Below are 24824 nucleotides of genomic sequence, written 5' to 3' on the forward strand. Positions count from 1 at the left end.
AGGTGATCCTCAGGAACAAGGTCATCAATCTTTACCGTTGTTTCCACATGTCTACGATCTTCTTGATGACGTTGAAGCATCCGATTTCCCCCTCCTATACCCTTATACCTATATATTAAAACAGCTTGTCGACTTTGTCGACAAGCTGAAAGACCTGTACGTTCAGGTCTTTTTCTTTGTTGGCAAACGAGGGGGATATTCGGTAATATATTGTTGTTCATGATAAAAAAAATAGAGAGGTTGACCAGCTGTGAGAAAAATTGAACTGTTAGCGCCAGCGGGAGATTGGGATTGTCTTCGTGCTGCTGTTGCCAATGGAGCAGACGCCGTTTATTTTGGTGTCGACAAATATAATGCACGTGTACGAGCGAAAAATTTTCGCATGGAAGAATTAAAAGATGTCATGGCTTATTTGCATAAATACAACGTTCGTGGATATGTTACTTTTAATATTTTAGTGTTTGAAAATGAGCTAGAAGAAGCAAAGCAGCTCGTTGAAGCATGTATAGATGCAGGAGTAGATGCACTGATCGTCCAAGATTTAGGACTTGTTAAACTTATCCGCGATTTGTCGCCTGATTTCCCGATTCACGGATCAACACAAATGACCGTTACATCGCCGGAAGCGGTCGAGTTTCTGAAGCCTTATAACTTGGAAGTGGTGGTGCTTGGTCGTGAAAATAATTTAACACACATCCAAAAAATTGCTGAGAAAACGAATGTCCCGTTGGAAGTTTTTGTTCACGGAGCACTTTGTGTATCATACTCAGGACAATGTTTAACATCAGAAATGTGGGGTGGGCGTTCAGCCAATCGCGGAGAATGCGCACAAGCGTGTCGTCTGCCATACGATTTAATTGTTGATGGCGAACAAAAAGAAATGGGGAACGTTGCTTATTTACTTTCACCAAAAGATTTAGCTGCTCTTGATCTCGTCCCTGAGCTCATTGAGGCGGGAGTGAGCACGTTTAAAATCGAAGGGCGATTAAAGTCACCAGAATATGTAGCGAATGTTGTCAGCAAATACCGAAAAGCTATTGATGAATATTTAGCAGGACGCCATTATACTCCTTCACCTGAGGAAATACGTGAACTACAACAAAGCTTTAGTCGAGGATTTACACATGGCTTTTTAAAAGGAACGAATAACAAACAGCTTGTTGACGGAACATTCCCGAAAAGCCGTGGTGTATTTCTTGGAACGGTCAAAAAAGTATTAAAAGACGGGGTTTTATGCGAACTACAAGCCCCGTTAAAACGTGGGGATGGCATCGTATTTGATGCAGGCCGCCCAGAGGAAAAAGAAGAAGGCGGACGCGTGTATGACTTACGAAAAAACGGAAAAAAAATCGAAGGAGAAGTCGAAAAAGGGCTTGTTGAAATCATCCCAGGTCGACATGACGTCAATTTAACACGCGTACATGTCGGAGACCGCATTTGGAAAACGAGCGACCAAGAGCTTGAACGTCGCTTGCGCAAAACATTCGAAACTGAACGACCATATCGCCTGTTCCCACTAACTGTACGCGTGTACGGCGAAGCAGGAAAACCGCTCATTTCAACATGGCGCGATGAAACGACAGGTAATGAAGTAACTGTTCAATCTGAGCAGTTGTTAGATGTGGCACAAAAGCGACCATTAACACTAGATTTTATAAAAGAACAGTTCGGCAGATTAGGCGGAACGATTTTTGAATTACAAGACGTTTATATGCATACGACAGACAATGTTATTCTTCCAGTTAAAGAATTAAACCGAATAAGAAGACAAGCCGTTGAACAGCTTATTGAAAAACGGCAACGTCCGCGGCTATACATCAAGCAAGCCGTTGATTTAACATCTTCTTATCGACAAAAACAACGAGCAGAAAACCCTTCTTTAATGGCGCTCTGTCGTACGCTTGAACAAGTCGAAGCAGCATGTGATACAGATGTAGACATGGTGTATGCGGATTTCGAATTTACAACCGATTATCCAAAAGCTGTACAGATTGCACGAGCCATGAATAAACCGATCGCTTTAGCTACTCCACGCATTCATATGCCGGGGGAAAATGGGATTTTGAGAGGAATTTTAAAAGCTGAACCAGATGCCATTTTAGTGCGTAGTTTAGGAGCGGTACAATATTATACGAGTCAATTAGTTGAACAAGCGTTAATTGGTGATTTTTCACTTAATATTTCAAATCATCTGGCTGCACAATTGTTTTTATCTCGGGGATTTGATCGCATTACCCCTTCCTACGATTTAAATATTCAACAAATGATCGATTTACTTGAGGCAGCACCAACCGAACATATTGAAATTGTTATTCATCAACATTTACCGATGTTTCATACTGAACATTGTGTATACTGTACATTTTTAAGTGAAGGAACCGATTTTACAAACTGTGGACGACCATGTGAAAAGCATCGTGTCTCCTTGCGAGATCGTATCGGTATGCTTCATCCAGTTCGTGTCGATATCGGCTGCCGAAATACAGTGTACAACGCCATTGAACAATCTGGGGCAGAGTATATTCCACACTTTTTATCCCTCGGTGTTCGTTCGTATCGTGTCGAGTTTTTGGAAGAGTCCTCGAAAAAAGTAGAAGAAGTCATCACATTATATCGCGAAGCGCTCGAAGGCAAACGGAGCGGTACAAGCGTATGGCGCACATTAAAAGCTATTAATCAACTCGGCGTTACACGAGGACAGCTAATCAAAAAATAAGCGGGCTCAAGCTCGCTTATTTTTTGTGATTTGTACATTTTGCTATAATAGTAAATGAACAAAAAAAGAAAGGGTGATTTGTATGCCAGCTGTTGAATCAAATATGTTTCCACTAGGAGAGAAAGCTCCGTCGTTTGAACTTGTCAACGTGATCAATGGACAAATCGTTCGGTTAGAAGACGTCAAATCGGATATTGCAACAGTAATCATGTTCATTTGCAATCATTGCCCATTTGTTAAACATGTTCAAGAGGAGCTTGTCCGTCTCGCCAACGATTATCAACCAAAAGGAATTTCATTTATTGCCATTAATTCAAATGATGTAGAAAAATATCCAGACGATTCTCCAGAAAAAATGAAAGAAGTCGCCGAACAACTCGGATATCCGTTTCCATATTTATTTGATGAAACACAAGAAGTCGCAAAAGCATATCAAGCTGCATGTACGCCGGATTTTTACATATTTGACGGTGAATTGAAATGCGTTTACCGCGGTCAACTCGATGATTCACGTCCAAATAATGGAATCCCAGTGACTGGATCTTCTATTCGTACCGCTTTAGATGCATTGCTTTTAGGGAAACCTGTTCCGAAAGAACAAAAGCCAAGCATCGGTTGTAGCATCAAATGGAAAGAAAAATAAAAAAACATTTGACATTTTCTTTTTAAGCCTATATACTTAAGAAGTACCATTTCGTTCGTTATATCAATGATCGTTATAAGCTGCACCTTTGTCGGGTTCATCTTATAAGGACTTGACAGAAGTGCAGCTTTTGTTTTATGAGTAATGAAACGGTGGTCAATTTTTAAAATTGTTTTGGAGGAATTTCACATGAACACAGGTAAAGTAAAATGGTTTAATGCAGAGAAAGGTTTTGGATTCATTGAGACGGACGGAGGTACAGACGTATTCGTTCACTTCACAGCGATCCAAGGTACTGGATTCAAAACGTTGGAAGAAGGCGAAAAAGTAACATTTGACATCGTGAATGGTAACCGTGGGCCGCAAGCGGCAAACGTCCAAAAAGCATAAATAGTCAAACGTACGGGGTCTCGCTTTTCGCGAGATCCCATTTTTAGTTTTTATATGTAACAAAACAAATTCTCACTGGCGCAGCTTCGGAGCTGCAAGGACGGAAGAGAGGTAGGGTTTCCGTCGTTTTTGTTTATTCGGACACGCTCATAGGAAGCGTGTCCTTTTTTAAATAAAAATACAGAAAATTTGATAAAAAACTATTGAAAAAAGAACAATGATTCCATATAATAAACTCATGTTATAAAACTATACATAAGAATGTGAGGTAATGTAACATGAATGAATTGCTTGTTTCTGAACAAACAAACACTTCGACACTTGAACAAATTAAAGAAATCATCAAACAAAAACACGTTGAATTGCTGCATTTACAATTTGTTGATATTGAAGGAGTTTTAAAGCACGTCACGGTTACAACGGAACAACTAGATGATGTAGTAGAAGGGAAAATTATGTTTGATGGATCTTCGATTAAAGGTTTTTCACCAATTAATCGATCAGACTTATATTTACTTCCTGACTTACAAACGTTCGCAGTATTGCCGTGGACTGTAGAAGATGGATACGCAGAAGCCCGTTTTCTTTGTTCTGTTGTCAATCCGGACGGAACATTATTCGAAGGAGACCCGCGCAACGTATTGAAAAAAACGGTGGAACGCGCAAAGCAAAAAGGATACACGATCTCCGTTGGTCCTGAGTTAGAGTTCTTCTTATTTGAAACGGATGAAAACGGAAACCCAACAAAACCACAAGATAGCGGTGGCTATTTTGAGCCATCTCCAAAAGATCTTGGAGAACGCGTTCGCTTAGATATTTATCGTGCGTTAAAAGCAATGGGATTTACAATCGAGGCCTCACACCATGAAGTTGCTGAGGGTCAACATGAAATTAATTTCAAATATGCCGATGCGTTAGGTGCTGCTGACAACGCCACAACATACAAATGGGTCGTAAAAACGATTGCTAAAAAATACGGATTGCACGCTACGTTCATGCCAAAACCAATTTTTGGTATTAACGGTTCAGGCATGCATGTAAATATGTCGCTGTTTAAGGGTGAAGAAAATGCTTTCTTTGATCCATCGGACGACAATCAATTATCTGAAACGGCATACCAATTCATTGCTGGTTTATTACACAATGTAAAAAGTTTCGCAGCTATTACGAATCCACTTGTAAATTCATATAAACGTCTCGTCCCAGGATATGAAGCGCCTTGTTATATTGCGTGGTCGGCATCGAACCGCTCCGCATTAATTCGCATCCCTGCAAAACGAGGATTGGCAACACGAGTTGAGCTTCGTTGTCCAGATCCATCTGCCAATCCGTATTTAGCATTTGCAGTTATTGCTGAGGCAGGGCTTGATGGAGTAGAAAAAGAGCTCACTTGCCCAGCACCAATCGACGAAGATATTTTCCATATGACGAATGAACGTCGTAAAGAGCTTCGTATTGAAAACCTTCCAGGTAGTTTAGGGAAAGCGATTGAAGAATTAGAAAACGGAACGATTGGCCGTCATACATTAGGAGATCATGTATTTAACGAATACGTAGCAATGAAAAAGAACGAATGGGATAGTTATCGAACAGCTGTTCATGCTTGGGAGATTGAACATTATCAAGCAAAATTTTAAAAGCGAGCGATTGTGCTCGCTTTTTTGCATGTTTTCATTATGCGTTTGAGCAACAAATGGTTTATGATGGTACATAGAAAACAACGAAAGGGTGATATTGTGTCTAAACGAATAATTACGATGATCGTATTGATTTGTACCGCAACAACACTATTATGGGCTATCGGTTTAATCGTCACTATTCAAGACCAATTTTTTTACGAAGCTTCCTCGATCAAACAACCAAAAACAACAACTTCAAACATACAGAAAAATAATGGACTTTCGATTGTCGCTCTTGGCGACTCATTAACGCGTGGAACAGGGGATGAAACAGGGAAAGGATACGTTGGATATGTTGTAGATGAACTAAAAAAACGGGCAAATCAACCCGTTCAATTCACCAATTTAGCCATTAAAGGACAACGATCTGCGCAATTGATTAGCCAACTGAAACAAAAAGAAGTGCAGCGGCAATTAAAAGAAGCGGACATTATTTTAATGACGATCGGAGGAAACGACTTGTTTCGCGGTGGCGAAGCATTGAGAGACTTATCCCATACTCAAATTGAAAAAGAAAAAAAGAAATTTGTCGAGCAGCTGCATACGATTTTCCGACTCATTCGTACAGCGAATAGCAACGCCCCAGTATTTTATGTCGCTTTGTATAATCCATTTAATGATTTAGATAACGGAAAAGAAACATCTGCCGTTGTACGTAGTTGGAATTATGCAGCATCTGAAGTAGCAGCCAACTATAAGTCAATCATTTGCGTTCCGACATATGATTTGTTTGAACTGCAAGTAAACGACTATTTATATACAGATAAATTTCATCCTAATAAGGAAGGGTATAAGCGAATTGGTGAACGTGTTGCTTCACTCATTACGTTAACGAAAGGAGAGAAATAATGGAAGAGACATTAGTTGTGCAAAACGTGCGAAAAACCATTGGAAAAAAAGAAATTATTAAAGGACTTTCGTTTTCGCTAAAAAAAGGGGAAGTGTTTGGTTTCTTAGGTCCAAATGGCGCAGGGAAGACGACAACGATTCGCATGCTTGTCGGATTGATTCGACCGACATCTGGAACGATTTCAATTTGTGGATATGATTTACAAAAACAATTTACAAAAGCAATTCAACACATTGGCTGTATTGTTGAAAACCCTGAACTTTATCCATATTTAAGCGGTTGGGAAAATCTTGAACACTTCGCACGAATGGTTCCGGGAATTACAGCTCATCGCATTCAAGAAGTGGTTGAACTCGTCGGTCTACAAAATCGGATTCATGATCTCGTGCGCACATATTCGCTCGGCATGCGTCAACGACTTGGCATTGCGCAAGCGTTGCTGGGGAAACCGAGGGTACTTATTTTAGATGAACCAACAAACGGTTTAGACCCTGTCGGCATTCGTGAAATGAGACAGTTTATTCGATCGCTTGCTGAAAAAGAACAGTTAAGTGTGCTCGTTTCATCACATTTATTGAGTGAAATACAACTCATGTGTGACCGTGTGGCGATTATGTCTAAAGGGCAGATTATTCGCATTGATACGGTTGAACATTTGCTACAAGAACAAGCTCGGACATATTGGAGTGTTGATCCGGTAGATAAAGCAAAACAAATACTACAAAATGAAACGACTGTGCTTGGTGAAAAAGATGGAGCGCTCGTGACAATGTATGAATCAAACGAAACGATTGCGCGTTGCAATGCTCGTTTAATTGAAGCAGGGATATATGTCAGTGGAATTGAACGAAAGCTTCCAACACTAGAAGACTTATTTATTGAATTAACGGGAGGGGAAACGATTGATTAATCTTGTATACAATGAAATGTTAAAAATTGTTCGTAAAAAACGACTGTTTATTATCGCAGCGATCGTTGCTGTTCTTGTTAGCTTATTTACATACGCGCAATTTAAACAAATCGAAACGATTCGAGAACGGATCGGAACGACAGATTGGCGTACACAGCTACAACAACAAATCATCGACACACAAAACCGATTAAATTCAACAGGAATTTCCGAGGAATGGAAAAAGTTTCTTAAAATCCGTTTACAGCAACAACAATATTATTTAGACAACGACATTAATCCAATGGCACCCGGTGCTCCAACATTTATGCGCATGTTTATCGAAAACTCCATCGAGTTATTTTTACCGCTCCTTGTTATGGTCATTGCAGCTGATCTCGTTTCGTCAGAAGCAAGCGGCGGAACAATCAAGCTGCTGTTGACACGTCCAGTGAAACGATGGAAAGTTTTAATGAGCAAATATATCGCGATGATGTTATCTACGTCGTTTATCGTATTTTCTGTCGCTCTATTATCATACGCTATCTCTGGCATTGTATTTGGATATGGTGGATGGAATTTGCCGCTTTTAACAGGATTTTTGATTCAAGGTGAAGAATTAAATACATCAGCTGTCCATCTGATCCCTCAATGGAAATACTTGCTTATCGAATTTGGTCTCGCTTTCTTTGTTTCGCTCGTTGTCGGCACATTAACATTCATGTTATCGGTATTACTACGTAGCACAGCTGCCGTGATGGGAATTATGCTTGCCGCTCTCATTTCAGGAGCGATTTTATCAAATATGGTGTCATCGTGGACGTCTGCGAAATATTTGTTTATGGTGAATTTACGACTCACAAGTTATGTTAGCGGCATGGCGCCACCCATTGATGGGATGACACTTTCTTTTTCGATGACTGTGCTAGCCACTTGGGCACTTGTCGCGCTGATCGTTTCTTTTTATGTATTTACGAAAAGGGATGTTTACTGATGAAGAAAGTGATTTATACTACAATGAATGAACTACAGCAGCGAACACCAGCAATCATGGATTTCAACTCATACGCGAAATATGCTGTACTTCTCCCGCTTATTTGTCAACATGATGACGTGTTTGTCTTATTTGAAGTACGCTCATTTCAGTTACGTCGCCAGCCCGGTGAAATTTGTTTCCCGGGTGGAAAAATGGATGCATGTGATCAAAATCCACAAGAAACAGCCATTCGGGAAACATGTGAAGAGTTGGGGATTGAAACAGAACATATTACACATGTCGTTCCACTTGATTATGTGCTTTCACCATTTGGGATGGTCATTTATCCGTTTGTTGCATTTGTGAATAACGCACACATGCAAATTAATAAAAAAGAAGTGGAAGATGTATTTACCGTCCCGTTATCTTTTTTTATTGAAACGAAGCCACAAATATATCGTGTTCAATTCGAACCAAAGCCTGAAGACGATTTTCCATTTGACGATATTCCTGGGGGAAGACAGTATAATTGGCGGCCAAGGCAAATTGAAGAACATTTTTATTACTACAAAGACAAAGTCATTTGGGGATTAACCGCAAAAATTGTTTATCATTTCGCTAGACTTATTGAACAGACGAGGGGAGAATAAGTATGGGACACCATGTTGATTTAGGATTTGGCATTTCGCTTATTGATTTATATGATCTACAAACTGCCCAACGAACAGGAGCGTATGTTTTTCGTGAAGAAGAAGTGACAATTATTGAAACAAGTGCAAGCCCGTCTATCCCACATTTACTTAAAGGACTAGAGGCACTCTCTATTGATTTACACGATGTAAAAAATATTATCGTTACACATATTCATTTAGATCATGCGGGTGGAGCAGGAGTGTTATTAAAACATTGTCCAAACGCTCGCGTATTTGTTCATCCGAAGGGAATGCGACATTTGGCCGATCCATCTCGTCTCATTGAAGGGGCAAAAGCCGTTTATGGTGAATCGTTTGATGCTTTATTTGACCCGATTGTTCCCATTCCTGAAGAGCGATTAATTGTAAAAGAAGATGGGGAAACGTTACAAATCGGAAAAAATCGTACATTAACGTTTCTTCATACACCAGGGCATGCGAATCACCATTTCTCTATTTATGACGAAAAAAGCAACGGTATTTTTACAGGTGATACGGCAGGTGTTTTTTATCCACAGTTACTTTCATATGACGTGGAGTTATATTTGCCATCTACATCACCAAATCAATTTGACCCAGAAGCGATGCAAGCTTTGATTAAAAGATTCATGTCGTTACATCCAGAGCGCATCTATTTTGGCCATTTTGGTATGTCAACCCATGTGCAGACGGTTTGGGATCAGCTACATTACTGGCTACCGATCTTCGTGCAAATAGGTCGCGATATCGTAAATAAGCAAAAAAATCAATCCTTTATAGAAAAAACGGAAGCTGTTTTCCAACTTTTATTCGACAACGTTCAAACATTTTTGCGCAAACAGCAAGTACCCGATAATGCAGATGTATATAAAGTGCTTCAACTTGATTTACAAGTATGTGCGATGGGGCTTGTTGACTATATTGAAAAACAAAAAAGTAATTGACGAAAAATCATGTTTTCGCTATAATTTCTTTGGCACCCCAACGTACGGAGGAGTACCCAAGTCCGGCTGAAGGGGTCGGTCTCGAAAACCGATAGGGGTGTCAAAGCCCGCGGGGGTTCGAATCCCCCCTCCTCCGCCATATCTCCTCTGTCATTCCTTCTTTTGTGACCTTCAACTTTGTTTCTTTATTCCAATTCGTGAGGATGTGACAAATTGAAAAAATATTATGTCGTTTGGCAAGGGGCGAAAACAGGCATTTTTTCTTCTTGGGACGAGTGTAAACCGCACGTCATTGGTATTCCTGGAGCAAAGTATCGCTCATTTCCATCAAGGAAAGAAGCAGAACAAGCATTTGCGTCTGGTCCGTTTGTAAACCGAACGAAAAAAAATACAGTGCTTGCAACGAACTATGTAGAGGAAAGTATTTGCGTAGATGCGGCATGTAGCGGAAATCCAGGATGGATGGAGTATCGAGGAGTGCATACAAAAACAGGAAAAGAGTTGTTTCATGTTGGACCGATGATCGGAACAAATAACATTGGGGAGTTTTTAGCCATTGTCCACGCGTTAGCATGGTTACAAAAACAAAACAAAAATTTGCCAATTTATTCTGATTCGGCAACAGCTATAAAATGGGTAAAAGGAAAAAAAGCGAATACAACACTCGTTCGCAACGCTGAAACAGAACGTGCCTGGCAACTTGTTGAACGTGCTGAAGCGTGGTTACGCACGCACCATTATACGAATGAAATTATGAAATGGGAAACCGAGCAATGGGGAGAAATTAAAGCGGACTTTGGACGAAAGTAAAAGGAGAGGGATATTAACCTTCTCCTTTTTGCATATTATCGAGTTGTTGTTTTAGTGTTTGTTTATCCAATTGTTCACCAATCACAACAAAATGTAGCGGAACATTCATTTCCTCTTTCATATAGAGCGGTGTACCGTATGCATACTGAAAAGAATAAACCCCACTTGTATGAGTAAAGCGTAAAAACCCTTTCATTCGGTAAATGGTATCAGGTAACTGCCGTACCCATTGTTCGAACACATCTAAATCAATTGGGTTTGTAAATGTATGTACGTATGTTTGAATGCGTAATCTTTCGATGTTCATTCGCTCATGCTCGTTTCTTACCCGCTTCGATAACAAATGAATATCTTCCATTCGTACGTTAGAAAATGTTGTAAAAATTGTACGTACTTCATTGTTAATCGTTTGCAACTCAAAGGACAATTTTGCTTGTTCTTCTGGGCGTAATTCATCTGTCTTATTGACAATTAATACATCCGCGTGACGAACTTGTTCTTTTAACAACATTTGCAAGGGAATGGAGAGTTGTTGACGATTCATCCAACGTGTTGCATCGATTGTCGTCATGATACCTCTCATTTGAAGACGATGAGCAAGTAATGGCGACACACACGCATCGAGCACTTCAACAGGATGCGCTACCCCTGTTGTTTCAATGTAAATGACATCTAATGAATGTTGCTGAAGCAACGAATAAAGCTCTACTTCAAATTGATCTTGAATGGTACAACATACACAGCCGCTTAATAATTCGCTTAGTACAGCATCTTCTGAAACAGCATGTGAGTCAATGGACACTTGGCCAATTTCATTCATCACAACAGCGACTTTCCGTCCATGTTCTTTTTCATGTTGCAGTAGCCGCTTTAATAATGTCGTTTTACCACTCCCAAGAAATCCGGATAAGATATATATGTCTGTATGTTTCATAAAGATCTCCTTTCTACATGTTCTTTTTTGATCATAGTCAAAAATAATAAATAGCACAAGAAAATATATCGTACATCGATGGACAATTTGCTTAAAAGACAAAAAATGATGCATCTGTCCTTGCATACCTTTTGTTTTCTTTCATATACATATCTTCGTGATCTGTTTGGAAAAATTTTTATTATATATTTACAAACTTATCTTATTGTGTATATAATTTACTACATCAATTGATTTTGGAAGGGAGGAAAGAGTTATGACAACAATGACAGAAGTACATGGCGCAATTGAACAAAGGTAACTATTCACCCCGATAGTAGTATGTAAAAAAGCGCAACACAAATAGGGCATCTCCGTGATAGAAAATGCCCTAAGTGATAGAAAGAACACGATCGAGCGTGTCGCCCGTCAACAGAAGACATAACGAGTCCCACACGTTTTTTTCGTGTTTCGCGAGTGTGGAAACGATGCTTCTTGTGATACAAAAAGACTGGGCGAATGTTTCTTCGCGAAACGTACCCGAAATGTTCTCTTTCACTTTGACCATGCGAAGATCGCGTTCGGCTTGGTTGTTGTCAAAGGGAACGTGAGCTTCACGTAAGAAACGCAGCGCTTCTTTCTTTCGTTTCTGAAGCCGTCGAACAAAAGCGAGTGCTTTTTTCGGAAGAGGCGTCATCGTTTCTAATCGGTGCTGTGCCCTTTTTAGGATGCGATCATACACTCGTTCCCACCGTCTCGCTTCTTCTTCGGAAAGTGCACCGTGATGAGCTTCGACGGCTTGCTTGGCGGCTAACAGAAACGTCGTCATGCGCGATGCCCATGTATGTCCTTGTTCGATGAAGCCCTTCAATTCACGCAAATGATGGGCGTGACAAAGGGCATGGGTGGCTTGCGTGTATTTTGGATACGTACCGAACCCATCGTGCATCATCGTTCCTTGATATCGGGGAAGAATCCCGATATCATCGGTCGCTTTCTTTCCGCGAGAAGCGTGAGAAGCCAAGTACGTGTATTTTGATGTACACGCGACATGCACCCATGCGAGTTTCCCATTGATACGCAAACTCGTTTCATCGACATGCAGGATGTTGGATTCAAGTAAGGCGTCTTCGATGATGTCCATATTCGATTCTAGCGCTTCGCGTCCTCGTTTCACTATATTGGCAAGAGTTCCCGTACTAACCGAGTGTTGATATAATGCTTCGATCGTATCACTCAAACGTTTGTAAGGGATCAATTGGATATGATGCAAATAAACAACGAGTGCAGTAAGACGTGGACCGTATTGCACATGATTCGTGACATGTGGTGGAAACTCCGCTTGTTGAACACATCGGCAATGTGGACAGGATTTCACTTCACGTTCATGTTGTGTCACCTCGATCGTCACGGGAGGGAGATCGAACACTTGACGGATATCGACTTTGAACGGTTTGACTTCGCGCAAAGAAGCCCCACATCCTTGACACGTATGCACACGATGAACGATGCGATGATGTGGACGTTCCACTTGACGGAGCGTCGTTCCTTGATGTCCTTCTTGTCCGCCTGGCTTGTTGCCAGATGGCTTGCGAGAAGAATGGGTGTGAAAACGGTCAGAAGATGGGGGCAAATGGCTATTGGAGCTGTTTTTTTTCGTGCGTGCTTCCAGCTCTTGAACGCGATACTTCAGTTGTTCATTTTCTTTGCGTAGCTGTTTGATTTCGTGACGCAAATGTTCATTTTCTTGAACGAGTTGATGAATGAGCTGTTTTTGTTGTTGGACTTTGCCAATTAAACTCTCTACTGTAAACACAGCTTGTTGTATCGTCAACATGCGATTCACCTCCTTGTCTATCAATATTCACATCATGGACAAGAAATACAAAAAATATTCAGCTCACTTTATGATGTGGCTGAATAGTTACGAACAAAGAAGATTGGCCCGTCCTCCCGATGTGAAAATCATTCACCTTTTCACAAGCGATCGCATGTCGCAGGGAAGGATGTGTTCCCTGCGTTTTTTTGTGCCATCCGCGGAAAGATTTTGTCCAACGGATTTTTTACTGAAAGGGGGTGAGTAAATCATGAAATTTCATTTGTTTTTTTTAACGATTTCCATCCAACGACGAATATGGACAGCTGAAGAAATAGAGCGAGAGCAGCTGATTCGACAAGTTGAAGAAAAGATGATGGATCGAAAATGTTCAATGTACCAATTGTTTTAATTTAGACGAAAAATACATGTTGAAAGGAGAATGAAAAATGAAACAACAGCAAACAAAAACAAATATAACATGGACGGTAGATGACGATTAGTTTTATGCGACAAGAGTTGATCAGTGGATCAGCTCTTTTTTCTTTACAAAATCTTTACTTGTTTATATAAGTATATAATTATATAATAATTTACGGATGAAGGAGGGGGTATTATGTATCACATCGAAGAGGCGGCAAATATGTTAAAGCTATTAGGCGACAAAACAAGACTCACGATCATGGCTATACTAAATGAAACAGATTGTTGCGTATGTGAGCTCGTTGAACTATTACAGATGAGCCAACCTGCCATTAGCCAGCATTTACGAAAACTAAAAGATAACGGTTTAGTGAAAGAAACAAAAAGAGCGCAGTGGGTATTTTATTCACTAAATAAAAAACATGAGTTTTATCCAATGATGCAAAGCATTTTCGCTTATTTGCTAGATCCAAAAGAACACATTCGTCAACTTAAGGAAAAAGGAATGCGTATTCAGTGCGAATAAAAAGAGAGGAGTGGTTTTTTGCTTTCCGTTATTCTTGCATCACTGATTTTTCTTGTTACCCTCGTTTTTGTTATTTGGCAACCACGCAATTTATCGATTGGTTGGTCGGCGTGCGGTGGCGCCTTATTAGCGTTGCTTCTTGGGGTTGTTGATGTTCAAGATGTCATCGATGTAACGAACATCGTTTGGAATGCGACGCTTGCTTTTATTGCAATCATTATTATTTCTTTAATTTTAGATGAAATTGGCTTTTTTGAATGGGCAGCATTACATATGGCACGTGCTGCAAAAGGAAACGGCATTCGCATGTTTGTATTTGTTTCAATTCTCGGTGCTTTAGTGTCTGCATTTTTCGCAAACGATGGCGCTGCACTCATCTTAACACCCATCGTATTAGCTATGGTGCGTGCACTACAATTTGATGAACGAAACGTATTACCATTTATTTTAGCAAGCGGATTTATCGCTGATACGACGTCGTTACCGCTTGTTGTCAGCAACCTTGTCAATATTGTCTCTGCGGACTTTTTCCGTATTAGTTTTGGTGAGTACGCATCACGGATGATCGTTCCAAACTTTTTCTCGCTCGCAGCGAGCATCGGGGTACTTTACTTATATTTTCGAAAAGACATTCCGAAACGTTATGATTTATCTCATATTAAACAACCATACGAAGCGATTAAAGACGTGCGCATGTTTCGCTTGTCTTGGATCGTTCTTGCGGTTTTATTAGTCGGTTATTTTGTCGGTGAATTTGTAAATATCCCTGTTTCGTTTATTGCTGGTGCTGTGGCGTTATTGTTTTTATGGATGGGGAAACGTAGTCCAGTTGTCCATGTGAAACAAATAGTAAAAGGAGCGCCGTGGGCTGTTGTGTTTTTTTCCATCGGAATGTATGTTGTTGTATACGGATTGCGCAACGTCGGGCTAACGAGCATTCTAGCTGATCTGATCGAGGGAGCCGCTAAGCAAGGATTGTTTGTAGCAACGATTGCTATGGGGTTTATCGCAGCCATTTTATCATCTGTGATGAACAACATGCCAACGGTTATGATTGATGCACTAGCCATCGCTGATACAAATACGACAGGAATTATTCGGGAAGCGCTAATTTATGCCAATGTGATCGGTTCCGACTTAGGACCAAAAATTACACCAATTGGCTCACTCGCTACACTTCTTTGGTTACATGTCCTTTCAACAAAAGGAGTAAAAATTACGTGGGGCACTTATTTTAAAAACGGTTTAATTTTAACTATCCCAACATTATTTATCACGCTCGTTGGGTTATATATATGGTTACTTATTATTCATTAAAAGGAGTCGATTGCAATGAAAAAAGTCATTTATTTCTTATGCACAGGAAACTCTTGCCGTAGCCAAATGGCAGAAGGATGGGCAAAAAAATATCTCGGTGATGAATGGGAAGTATATAGTGCTGGCATTGAGGCCCACGGTTTAAATCCGAACGCAGTCAAAGCGATGAAAGAAGTAGGGATCGATATTTCAAATCAAACATCAGACATTATCAATGAAGATATTTTAAACAGAGCCGATTTAGTCGTTACATTATGTGGACACGCAGCCGATCATTGTCCAGTCACACCACCGCATGTCAAACGTGTTCATTGGGGGTTTGACGATCCAGCAAAAGCAGAAGGGACGGAAGAAGAAAAATGGGTTGTTTTCCAGCGTGTTCGTGATGAAATTGGCGCGCGAATTAAGCGATTTGCGGAAACAGGAGAGTAAAACGACGAATATAAACTTATGATTTATATATCCAATCTATTTCCCATAATTTAATTATGTAAACTTAAAGAGCCAAACGAGAAGATCCCCGTTTGGCTCTCCTTAAATTTCTCTCACTAAGAGGCTCGTCAATTGTTTCATTGATCGTGACAACCATTTTTTACGATGATATACAAGTTGAAGGGAGAGGTGTATATCGGCCTCGGGAAGAAGGATGCGAACTAAACTCCCTTTCTCTAATTCAGACTCTACAGCCATAAGTGGCAAAAAAGCGATGCCAAGTCCATAAGCGACGCATCGTTTTATTGCTTCAATACTCCCTAGTTCAATCGTATACTCAAAACGAATACTATGATTACGATACAAATTTCCGATGACTTCTCGATAACTACATCCTTGTTCAGTCACAATAAGCTTTTCATCACCTAACATACGTATATCCACTTCATCTAACTGGGCTAAACGATGGTCTGGTTTAGCAACAAGAACTAGCGGCTCTTGTTTAATGACAGTCACATGTAAATCAGGGTCTTCACGTTCTTCATCGAGAATAATAGCTAAATCATATTTCCCTTCCTTTACTCCTTCGACAAGCCGATTGCAAATGTTTTGTTGCAACAGCAAATTTACTCTTGGATACTTTTGCTTAAATGCTTGTAAATAAGGTGGGAGATAAAACCCAGCGACTGACTCAATCGTGCCAATTGATAAACTCCCAGCGAGCTCCGTTTGCTCAGAAAGACTTTGTTTCGCCTCATCAATCAAACTAACAATCTTATTTGCATATTCAAGTAGTTCCACTCCGGCAGATGTCAGTTTAATTTTCCCGCCCCAACGTTCAAACAAAACAACACCAAATTCCTCTTCTAGCTTTTTTATTTGTGTTGTCACACTCGATTGGGCGTATCCTAACATTTCACCAGCTTTCGTAAAACTGTTCCATTTCGCTACCTCACGAAATGTATGCAAATAATCAAGATTCATACTCCCCAACTCCCCATCAAAAATATTGATGAACGATATCAATTATTATCAATAACACCTATGACCAAATACTTGTAAAATTGATTATAACAGAAATGTAAAGATAAACGAGGGGGATATTTCATGTCAACAAAAAATTTGAACACGTATATACTTTTATTTTTAACCACTACCATTTGGGGTGGTGCCTTTGTTGCTGGAAAAATCGCAACGACGACTTTACATCCAGTGTCAGTTGCTTTTTTTCGCTTTTTCGGCGCTAGTTTGATTTTATTTCCGCTATTGCATTGGAAAGAACGAAATAGACCCATCCCTGTAAAAAAAGACTGGGGAGTGTTAGCACTTCTTGGCCTAACAGGAGTATTTTTATATAACATTTTCTTTTTTATCGCTACAAAATATGCACCAATTGTCAAAAGTTCATTAGTCATTGCAGTCAATGCACCGCTCATTACGCTTTTATCTGCGTTGTTTTTAAAAGAAAAATTGAACAGAAGAAGCGTACTAGGAATGTTTCTTGCAGTATTTGGAGCTATATATATTATTACAGATGGTCACCCTTCTGTGCTTATTGACATAGGATTCTCCCCAATCGATCTCGTGCTAGTGGGGGCATGTCTTAGCTGGAGTACATACTCTGTCATCGGAAAAATCGCGATGAAAAAGTTTAGTCCTCTTGCGGCAACAACATATGCAACAGGTTTTGGGACTCTATTTCTAGCGCCGTTTGCGCTATATTATACTTCCTTTGCATCCATCGAAGCGAGCGGATGGGATGTTTGGTTGAGCGTTCTATACGTTGCTATTTTTGTTTCAGCGATCAGCTTCGTTTGGTGGTATAACGGCATTCAAAAAGTAGGTGCTTCAACCGCCTCTGTTTTCATTAATGTCATGCCTATTTCTGCTACTGTGATGGGTACGATGTTTTTTAATGAACATTTGACATTAACTCATATTATTGGCGCAGCTTTTGTCTTTAGTGGTATTTTACTTAATATTTACAGCAAACAAGAGAACGTGGTGTTTTCTCTCATCAAAAAAGAAGCAAACACATAAATTTTTGTAAAAATAGTCACGTTTGAGGTGCAAAAAAAGCAGCGATTTTAAGTATGATAGAACCGATCGTGACGTTTCTTCTATCGATGGTATTTTTACATGAAAGCATATCGTCTATTCAAATGATTGGGGGACTGATTGTGTTGAGTGGAGCTATGCTTGTTGTCACAACAAAAGAACTTAAACCAAAGAAAAAATCGACCTCCATCAATACGTGATGGGGGTCGATTTTTCAAAATGGCAGGAATATTACCTATCGTTATCTAATTTCAATAAATATGTCTTTATCGTAGCGAGGAGGATTGTTGTGAATCAAAATGTAAACTCCCCATCGGTGGCGCTAGTGACAGGGGCCTCGAGCGGGTTTGGACTACTCGTAAGCATTGCACTTGCGCGCGAAGGATATCGAGTTGTTGCTTCAATGCGAAACACGCAAAACAAAGAAATGCTTACAACCGTGGCGTCTGAAGCCAGCGTGTATGATCAGATAGAAGTCATATCTCTCGATGTCACCGATTTCGCTGCGGTGGAATCGGTCGTGAACGATGTAACTAATCGCTATGGACGAATCGATGTATTAGTTAACAACGCAGGGGTTGCCGTTGGCGGTTTTGTCGAGGAACTCTCAATTGAAGAGTGGGAGCGTCAGTTTGCGACGAACTTTTTTGGATTAGTTGCCGTTACAAAAGCTGTTTTGCCGATTATGCGAACGCAACGTAGCGGTAAGATTATCAACATTAGCAGCATTAGCGGACGAATCGGTTTTCCGGCGATGGGGCCATATGTCGCTTCAAAATTTGCTGTCGAAGGATTTAGCGAATCGCTTCGTTTAGAAATGTTGCCGTACGGAGTACATGTCGTCTTAATTGAGCCTGGGTCATTCAAAACAAACATTTGGTCGAAAGGACTTCAAGGAGTGTCCGTCCGTTCAGGTTCTCCATATGAAAAAGAAATGAAAACCATTATGCAATACGTGAATCGAGTAGCTAAAACAGCTCCACCTCCTGATGAAGTCATTAGGCAAATAATCAAAGTCGTCCAATCGTCGACTCCTCGTTTGCGCTACCCCGTAGGGAGAGGGGGCACATTGACGTTAAGACTGAAAAACTGGTTGCCATGGAAGTGGTGGGAATGGATTGTCATGAAATCGCTTAAACAAAAATAAGTACCACATATGCAGCTACAGAAAACATACATTTTGAAAATTTTATAAAATCATTGACAAAGTGTTTTAGATCAGAATGAAACAAGGGGGAAGAGGAATGATTGTTGAGATGAAAAATGTTTCATTTATTAGAGAAGGGCGCGTCATTTTAGACCGTCTACATTGGGAAGTGCAAGAAAATGAACAATGGGTCATTCTCGGGTTAAATGGTTCAGGAAAAACATCGCTACTTAATATTTTATTAGGCTATGAATACCCATCAAAAGGAGAAGTTTCCGTATTAGGGCACCGATTTGGAAAAACAAATTTGCCAGAACTTCGCAAACACATCGGGTTTGTAAGCAACTCGTTTGAGAGATTTCAACCTACATTAGAATCGGAAACGGCGGAAGAGGTAATTGTTAGCGGAAAATTTGCTTCGATTGGGCTGTATGAGCCTGTCACAGACAAAGATTTCCACCAAGCCGAACAATGGATGAATGTCTTTCGAATCGGTTACTTAAAAGGAAAAACGTATCGCACCTTATCGCAAGGAGAAAAAAGAAAAGTACTGATTGCTCGAGCACTAATGGCAAAGCCAAAGCTGCTCATATTGGATGAACCAACCGTAGGACTAGATATGTTGACACGAGAAGAACTTTTGGCACTCATTAGGGACGTTATCATAAAAAAAGTATGCCACGTGTTATATGTCACACATCATATTGAAGAAATTATCGAAGAAATGACCCATGTTTTATTATTAAGAGATGGAAAAATTATAGCAGCCGGACAAAAAGAAAAAATACTCACCGATGATTATTTGTCAGAAACGTTTCAAATAGATGTGCACGTCCGTTGGGAACATAATCGCCCGTGGGTATCGATTAAAAACAGCTCTACACTTCAGCAGATAGGAAAATAAAGGATGACGAAAGGCATAAAATGAATGAGAAAAGGGAGGAAAACTTCACTTCTATAAAAACTTATTTTCTTCTATAACAACGACGATTTAGGGAGGGGCGTTTGTCTCAGGAAAAATTGCGACGGTGATCTTACATCTGATTTTAGTTTAGTGGCGTTTTTTCGCTTTTTTGCGTAAGTCTTATAACAAGCAATAGAAAAAAGAAGCTTCGTCCGAAGAAAACATTACGGCATAATGGAGGGAATATGTTACAAATAAAACGACTATCAGAATGTACGTTAGAAGAAGCAGTACGCGCCTGGAATGCTGGATTTGAAGGGTATTATTTTCCGATTCAACTGACGCTAGAAAGCTTTTTGCAGCGATTAGTCGGGGAGGGGCTTTCTCCTTCACTATCTATTATTGTCTTTCATCATGAGGAGCCAGTTGGGATCGTGCTAAACGGCATTCGCGAATTTCAAGGGACTTTAATCGCTTGGAACGGCGGCACAGGAGTAGCACCTGCGTTTCGCAAAACAGGAATTGGAACGGAGCTAATGGAAGCAACACTTGACATTTACCAACAAGCAAGCGTCGAGCTTGCAACATTGGAAGCGATTAGCGAAAATGAGCGAGCTATTGGACTATATAAAAAGTTCGGATATGAAATCGTAGACGAACTCGAATATTTGCAATTTCAAAAAGCGATACCACGTTTACTAGAGGACGAACCATTTCAAGCGGAAATCACTATTCCAGAACAAATAAGCCATCTTTCGTTTTATAAAGGGCGACATCCGTGGCAAACGCAATGGCAAAGCGCCAAAAATGACGAAGCGCTTCTTGCAAAAGACGAACGTGGATACAACATCGGTTATGCCTATTATCGCCGTGTTTTTGACGCAACAGGTAAGCATGAAAAAACGATTTTATTTCAATGCGAAGCTCACCCTGCAAGGGACGATGCGGAACCGATCCTTCGGTTTTTGCTGACAAACGTGTTCGGCACTTGTCCAGACGAGGTCGTGAAAGTAGTAGCAAACATACCGATTACCTATTCATCGCCTACCTACTCACTTTTAAAAGAAATCGGCTTTCAAACAACCGTCAAACAAGTGTGGATGCAGAAGCGCATGAGATAAACAAAGCTGTTGGGTTTACTCCAACAGCTTTGCTCGTCTAACTAAGCGAAAGTTGCCATGATACCCCATACCGGTCTTCCACCCAAGCAAATTTTTTGCTAAATGGATAGACGCCTAGCGGCATAAGCACCTTTCCGGATTGGGAGAGCTGTTCAAACGCACGGTCAATTTCTTCTTCCGTATCACACGTGACACATAGCGACATCGCAGGCGTAAATTCGTGATGCTCAACACTGTTGTCTATAGCCATCAATCTTTGTCCTTTTAACATAAACGTTGCGTGAAGCACCATTCCGTTTTCTTGATGCACGATCTGTTCGATTTCCGCCGGCGAAAAAACGGATGTATAAAACCGAATCGCTTCTTCTGCCTGCCCTGAAAACATAAGACATGTCACAATTTTTTGATCCATAAGCCCACTCCTTTATGACGAACGAATGTATGTTCTTATGTCTGATTATCTCGAACTTTTCATCTGTTGTCAATAGTTTACTCTCTTGACTACGTACTATAGTCCAAGGTTTATACTTGAGTAGGAGGGGATTCATATGTATCGAATTAGCGAGCTAGCAAAACGATGTGGCGTGAATAAAGAAACGATTCGCTATTATGAAAAGCGACAGCTACTCCCACTACCTACAAGAACAGAAGCGGGGTATCGTTTATATTCCGATGCAGACGCAAAGCGCATCCAATTTATTAAACGTCTGCAACAACTCGGGTTTTCGCTAACGGAAATTCATCAGTTGCTCGGCATTGTCGATCAAGATAAGGAACGATGCGCAAATATGTATGAATTTGTATCAAAAAAAGTGGAAGAAGTGCAAAAGCAAATCAAAGACTTACAGCGAGTCGTATGTATGCTCCAAGACTTACAAAAGCGGTGTCCAGATGAAAAAACATTGTATGAATGTCCAATCATTGAGACGTTGGTTCATGAGAAAGGGGACTGTGATGAATCATAAAAAGACGTTTATCGTAGGAATTGTTGGGACAGTAGTTACTTTATTATGCTGTGCTACCCCTATCTTAGTCATTTTGTTGGGGGCAGTTGGATTAGGTGCTGTCACTGGTTACTTGGATTATGTTTTGCTGCCGGCGTTAGTTATTTTTCTTATGCTCACTTTTTCTTCTTACCGTCGATCAAAAAAATCTTCATCCAAGAACGACTCGTGTTGCTCGTAACAGGTGATAACTATGAAAGAAAAAGAAAAATATAAAGGAGAGTGTTCAACATGAAAACATATAAAGTTCGGGTGGAAGGAATGACGTGTACAAGTTGTGAAGCTCACGTTGCTGTAGCTCTTAAGCAACTTGGCGCAACATCTATTGATGTTAGTTTTCACCGTGGAGAAGCGGTGTTTGAACTTCCTCATACCAACGTTGAAACGGCAAAACAAGCCATAACGGCGGCTGGTTATGAGCCGACAGAAGCGGAGGAAATCGAAGCAACAAGAGAAACATATGACTACATCATCATCGGCTCTGGTGCTGCCGCTTTTGCGTCGGCAATTGAGGCAAGAAAATATGGGGCAAAAGTTGCCATGATTGAACGGGGAACGATAGGAGGAACATGCGTGAATATCGGCTGTGTTCCTTCGAAAACATTGTTAAGGGCAGGGGAAATTAACTTCCTTGCGAAAAATCCTCCGTTCGCTGGACTGCATACGTCTGCAGGAGCAGTCGATTTAGCTTCATTAATCGAGCAAAAAAATGAATTAGTGCGCGATCTTCGTCAAGCGAAGTATGTCAATCTCATCGACGAATATGGATTTACGCTGATTCAAGGAGAAGCGGCATTTGTCGACGAAAGCACTGTAAAAGTCAATGGAAAAAAATTATCAGCAAATCGCTTCCTTATTGCCACAGGCTCTGCTCCGGCAATTCCGAATATTCCTGGGCTTGCGGATGTGGATTACGTGACAAGCACGACGCTACTCGAACGAAAGGAAGTACCTAAACGATTAGCGGTCATCGGCTCTGGTTATATTGGCATCGAACTCGGGCAACTGTTTCATCATCTCGGTTCTGACGTCACATTGATGCAACGAAGCCCTCGGCTATTAAAAACATACGACCAAGAAATTTCAGAAGCGATAACAAAAGCGCTCACCACTCAAGGCGTCCGCCTCCTCACAGGAGTGGCCTTTGAACGCATCGAACAAGACGGAAACGTGAAAAAAATATATGTCGAAATCGATGAAAAAAAACAGGTGATTGAAGCGGATGAGTTGCTCATTGCTACTGGCAGAACACCGAATACGGCAGCATTGCGTTTAGAAGCGGCTGGGGTAACAACAGGTTCGCGTGGTGAAATTATTGTTAATGACTATTTACAAACAACGAATCCGCGCATTTATGCGGCAGGCGATGTCATCCTGGGTCCACAATTTGTCTATGTCGCCGCATACGAAGGAGCGATCGCCGCAGCGAATGCCGTTGGCGGACAACAGAAAAAAATTCACCTTGAAACAATCCCAGCGGTTACGTTTAGTTCTCCCGCAGTCGCAACCGTTGGACTAACGGAACAGCAAGCAAAAGAAAAAGGATACGAAGTAAAAACATCTGTTTTGTCGTTAGAAGCTGTCCCGAGAGCCATTGTCAATCACGAAACGACCGGTGTTTTTAAATTAGTCGCCGATGCAAAAACAGGGAAATTGCTTGGGGCTCACGTTGTCGCAGAACATGCGGGGGAAATCATTTATGCAGCGACACTCGCCATTAAATTCGGCTTAACGATAAATGACCTCCGTGAAACGCTCGCTCCGTATTTAACGATGGCAGAAGGACTAAAGCTCGCAGCATTAACGTTTGACCAAGATGTCGGAAAGTTATCTTGTTGTGCGGGATAAAAACTGGCTCGCTTATCTTCTTGCGTAAATAAAAGGGGGTGCCAAAGAAAAAATGAGGCACCCTTTCTTTTGAACTATATTCGTTTTTCCACGGAGAAGACTACCTGCTGCTTACACAATTTATAAAATGATGAGTTGATATCCTTGATCGATGAATGAAGAGATGCTTGGATGACCATTTTTCTCGCCTAGTGAATTAAATCCAGATTTCTCTACGTCTTCCGCAACCCCAAACGCGCCAGCACAATATTCACATACTCCTTCAATAACATCTAACTGTTTTACTGTTTTGTATAACGGGTAGTATTTATTTTCTGGCTCCTCGAATTTTCTAATCCAAACAGTACCTGCCCCATCAAACACTACCTTCACTTCATGTCCCGCTTCCTTTAGCTCTTGGGCATAAAGTAAAGCGTGCAACGCTTTTGCTAATTCACTTTCATTAGCATGAACAAAAATAGCTATTTTCTTCATTTTGTGACCTCCTCGCTTTCATTTACATTATTAAATATACTGAAACAACCACAAGATATCTGTAAGCTGTATTACAGAAATATTTACTTAAATCTCGTATGCTGATGAAGCAAACAAAAGAAATGAGGAGCATTCCTGTTAGAAAGGTTTTCGGGGACTTGAAAGAAAAAAGCCCTCTTGGTATGATGCAGGGGTGTCAATGGAAAGTTGACCCTATCATCAAACCAAGGAGGACTTACTATGAATTGTACACAAAATCTCAAAATTGAACAA

The 24824-nt window shown here is 40.6% G+C and carries 27 protein-coding genes, 1 tRNA gene and 1 pseudogene; 24 read left to right on the forward strand and 5 right to left on the reverse strand.

All coding sequences use genetic code 11. The annotated features are described in order from the left end of the window. The 12 genes from LD028_RS01730 to LD028_RS01785 form a co-directional block, all read left to right on the forward strand. The coding region (locus tag LD028_RS01730) for a hypothetical protein (protein ID WP_237810722.1) at positions 1-223 on the forward strand (223 nt) is incomplete at its 5' end. A gap of 27 nt (positions 224-250) precedes the next feature. Further along, positions 251-2716: a U32 family peptidase gene (locus LD028_RS01735; protein ID WP_237810723.1), complete on the forward strand. Its 2466-nt coding sequence runs from the start codon at positions 251-253 to the stop codon at positions 2714-2716. Between the two features lie 82 nt (positions 2717-2798). Further along, positions 2799-3359, forward strand: coding sequence for a thioredoxin family protein (locus tag LD028_RS01740; protein ID WP_237810724.1), 561 nt, complete (start codon positions 2799-2801; stop codon positions 3357-3359). 189 nt (positions 3360-3548) lie between these two features. Further along, positions 3549-3749 carry a cold-shock protein gene (locus tag LD028_RS01745; RefSeq protein ID WP_003398700.1) on the forward strand — a complete coding sequence of 67 codons (201 nt, stop codon included), beginning with the start codon at positions 3549-3551 and terminating at the stop codon, positions 3747-3749. A 278-nt stretch (positions 3750-4027) separates the two neighbouring features. Then, positions 4028-5386, forward strand: coding sequence for a type I glutamate--ammonia ligase (gene glnA, locus LD028_RS01750; protein ID WP_237810725.1), 1359 nt, complete (start codon positions 4028-4030; stop codon positions 5384-5386). A 99-nt stretch (positions 5387-5485) separates the two neighbouring features. Next, a complete protein-coding gene (locus tag LD028_RS01755; RefSeq protein WP_237810726.1) occupies positions 5486-6277 on the forward strand; it encodes an SGNH/GDSL hydrolase family protein in 792 nt (263 codons plus the stop codon). Further along, the gene (locus tag LD028_RS01760) at positions 6277-7188 is read left to right on the forward strand and encodes an ABC transporter ATP-binding protein (protein WP_237810727.1); all 912 of its coding nucleotides are present in this window, start codon (positions 6277-6279) and stop codon (positions 7186-7188) included. Before LD028_RS01755 ends, LD028_RS01760 begins: the two co-directional genes overlap by 1 nt. Further along, a complete protein-coding gene (locus LD028_RS01765; RefSeq protein ID WP_237810729.1) occupies positions 7181-8161 on the forward strand; it encodes an ABC transporter permease in 981 nt (326 codons plus the stop codon). Before LD028_RS01760 ends, LD028_RS01765 begins: the two co-directional genes overlap by 8 nt. Continuing rightward, entirely contained in the window at positions 8161-8793 is a 633-nt protein-coding gene (locus tag LD028_RS01770; RefSeq protein ID WP_237810730.1) for an NUDIX hydrolase, read from the forward strand. Before LD028_RS01765 ends, LD028_RS01770 begins: the two co-directional genes overlap by 1 nt. Positions 8794-8795: 2 nt before the next feature. After that, complete coding sequence (locus LD028_RS01775) at positions 8796-9758, forward strand: MBL fold metallo-hydrolase (protein ID WP_237810731.1); 963 nt, start codon at positions 8796-8798, stop codon at positions 9756-9758. 46 nt (positions 9759-9804) lie between these two features. Then, positions 9805-9897: transfer RNA gene (locus LD028_RS01780), tRNA-Ser, on the forward strand. A 74-nt stretch (positions 9898-9971) separates the two neighbouring features. After that, positions 9972-10568, forward strand: coding sequence for a ribonuclease H1 domain-containing protein (locus tag LD028_RS01785; RefSeq protein WP_237810732.1), 597 nt, complete (start codon positions 9972-9974; stop codon positions 10566-10568). A gap of 13 nt (positions 10569-10581) precedes the next feature. Here LD028_RS01785 and LD028_RS01790 read toward each other — a convergent pair whose 3' ends face one another. Both LD028_RS01790 and tnpC read right to left on the reverse strand, forming a co-directional pair. Beyond that, on the reverse strand, positions 10582-11502 hold the full coding sequence (locus LD028_RS01790) for a CobW family GTP-binding protein (protein WP_237810733.1): 921 nt from the start codon (positions 11500-11502) through the stop codon (positions 10582-10584). Between the two features lie 370 nt (positions 11503-11872). Next, complete coding sequence (tnpC, locus tag LD028_RS01795; protein WP_237810734.1) at positions 11873-13318, reverse strand: IS66 family transposase; 1446 nt, start codon at positions 13316-13318, stop codon at positions 11873-11875. A gap of 250 nt (positions 13319-13568) precedes the next feature. On the opposite strand from tnpC, the gene LD028_RS01800 reads away from it, so the two are divergent. The 4 genes from LD028_RS01800 (at position 13569) to arsC (ending at position 15995) form a co-directional block, all read left to right on the forward strand. After that, positions 13569-13709: a YrzI family small protein gene (locus tag LD028_RS01800; protein WP_006318510.1), complete on the forward strand. Its 141-nt coding sequence runs from the start codon at positions 13569-13571 to the stop codon at positions 13707-13709. Positions 13710-13913: 204 nt separating this feature from the next. Beyond that, positions 13914-14246: an ArsR/SmtB family transcription factor gene (locus tag LD028_RS01805; protein WP_091704802.1), complete on the forward strand. Its 333-nt coding sequence runs from the start codon at positions 13914-13916 to the stop codon at positions 14244-14246. A gap of 18 nt (positions 14247-14264) precedes the next feature. Next, the gene (locus LD028_RS01810) at positions 14265-15563 is read left to right on the forward strand and encodes an arsenic transporter (RefSeq protein ID WP_237810735.1); all 1299 of its coding nucleotides are present in this window, start codon (positions 14265-14267) and stop codon (positions 15561-15563) included. 15 nt (positions 15564-15578) lie between these two features. Next, the gene (gene arsC, locus LD028_RS01815; protein ID WP_237810736.1) at positions 15579-15995 is read left to right on the forward strand and encodes an arsenate reductase (thioredoxin); all 417 of its coding nucleotides are present in this window, start codon (positions 15579-15581) and stop codon (positions 15993-15995) included. Between the two features lie 102 nt (positions 15996-16097). Here the strand turns inward: arsC and LD028_RS01820 are convergent, their stop codons facing one another. After that, positions 16098-16979 carry a LysR family transcriptional regulator gene (locus LD028_RS01820; RefSeq protein WP_237810737.1) on the reverse strand — a complete coding sequence of 294 codons (882 nt, stop codon included), beginning with the start codon at positions 16977-16979 and terminating at the stop codon, positions 16098-16100. Positions 16980-17102: 123 nt separating this feature from the next. Here LD028_RS01820 and LD028_RS01825 point away from each other — a divergent pair, with 123 nt between their 5' ends. The 5 genes and pseudogenes from LD028_RS01825 to LD028_RS01845 all read left to right on the forward strand — a co-directional run bounded on the left by LD028_RS01825 (position 17103) and on the right by LD028_RS01845 (position 21225). Next, the gene (locus LD028_RS01825) at positions 17103-18035 is read left to right on the forward strand and encodes a DMT family transporter (protein WP_237810738.1); all 933 of its coding nucleotides are present in this window, start codon (positions 17103-17105) and stop codon (positions 18033-18035) included. 41 nt (positions 18036-18076) lie between these two features. Continuing rightward, a pseudogene (locus LD028_RS01830) lies at positions 18077-18253 on the forward strand (EamA family transporter); the annotation flags it as partial. An 89-nt stretch (positions 18254-18342) separates the two neighbouring features. After that, positions 18343-19200, forward strand: coding sequence for an oxidoreductase (locus LD028_RS01835; protein ID WP_237810739.1), 858 nt, complete (start codon positions 18343-18345; stop codon positions 19198-19200). A gap of 97 nt (positions 19201-19297) precedes the next feature. After that, positions 19298-20104 carry an ABC transporter ATP-binding protein gene (locus tag LD028_RS01840; protein WP_237810740.1) on the forward strand — a complete coding sequence of 269 codons (807 nt, stop codon included), beginning with the start codon at positions 19298-19300 and terminating at the stop codon, positions 20102-20104. Between the two features lie 245 nt (positions 20105-20349). Beyond that, on the forward strand, positions 20350-21225 hold the full coding sequence (locus tag LD028_RS01845) for a GNAT family N-acetyltransferase (RefSeq protein WP_237810741.1): 876 nt from the start codon (positions 20350-20352) through the stop codon (positions 21223-21225). Positions 21226-21262: 37 nt separating this feature from the next. Here the strand turns inward: LD028_RS01845 and LD028_RS01850 are convergent, their stop codons facing one another. Then, on the reverse strand, positions 21263-21637 hold the full coding sequence (locus LD028_RS01850; protein ID WP_237810742.1) for a VOC family protein: 375 nt from the start codon (positions 21635-21637) through the stop codon (positions 21263-21265). A 136-nt stretch (positions 21638-21773) separates the two neighbouring features. On the opposite strand from LD028_RS01850, the gene merR reads away from it, so the two are divergent. Genes merR through merA form a run of 3 tightly spaced genes read left to right on the forward strand, consistent with a single transcriptional unit; the run spans position 21774 to position 24077 of the window. Beyond that, entirely contained in the window at positions 21774-22190 is a 417-nt protein-coding gene (merR, locus tag LD028_RS01855; RefSeq protein WP_237810743.1) for a mercury resistance transcriptional regulator MerR, read from the forward strand. Beyond that, entirely contained in the window at positions 22180-22410 is a 231-nt protein-coding gene (gene merF, locus LD028_RS01860; RefSeq protein WP_237810744.1) for a mercury resistance system transport protein MerF, read from the forward strand. The genes merR and merF overlap by 11 nt, the downstream gene beginning before the upstream one ends. 50 nt (positions 22411-22460) lie before the next feature. Further along, positions 22461-24077 (forward strand): mercury(II) reductase, encoded by a 1617-nt coding sequence (gene merA / locus LD028_RS01865; RefSeq protein ID WP_237810745.1) that lies wholly within the window; start codon positions 22461-22463, stop codon positions 24075-24077. A 120-nt stretch (positions 24078-24197) separates the two neighbouring features. On the opposite strand, the gene LD028_RS01870 is transcribed toward merA, so the two are convergent. Next, complete coding sequence (locus LD028_RS01870) at positions 24198-24551, reverse strand: DsrE family protein (RefSeq protein WP_237810746.1); 354 nt, start codon at positions 24549-24551, stop codon at positions 24198-24200. Positions 24552-24824 lie beyond the last annotated feature (273 nt).

Source organism: Anoxybacillus sp. LAT27 (genome assembly GCF_022030075.1).
Taxonomy (GTDB): domain Bacteria; phylum Bacillota; class Bacilli; order Bacillales; family Anoxybacillaceae; genus Anoxybacillus; species Anoxybacillus kestanbolensis.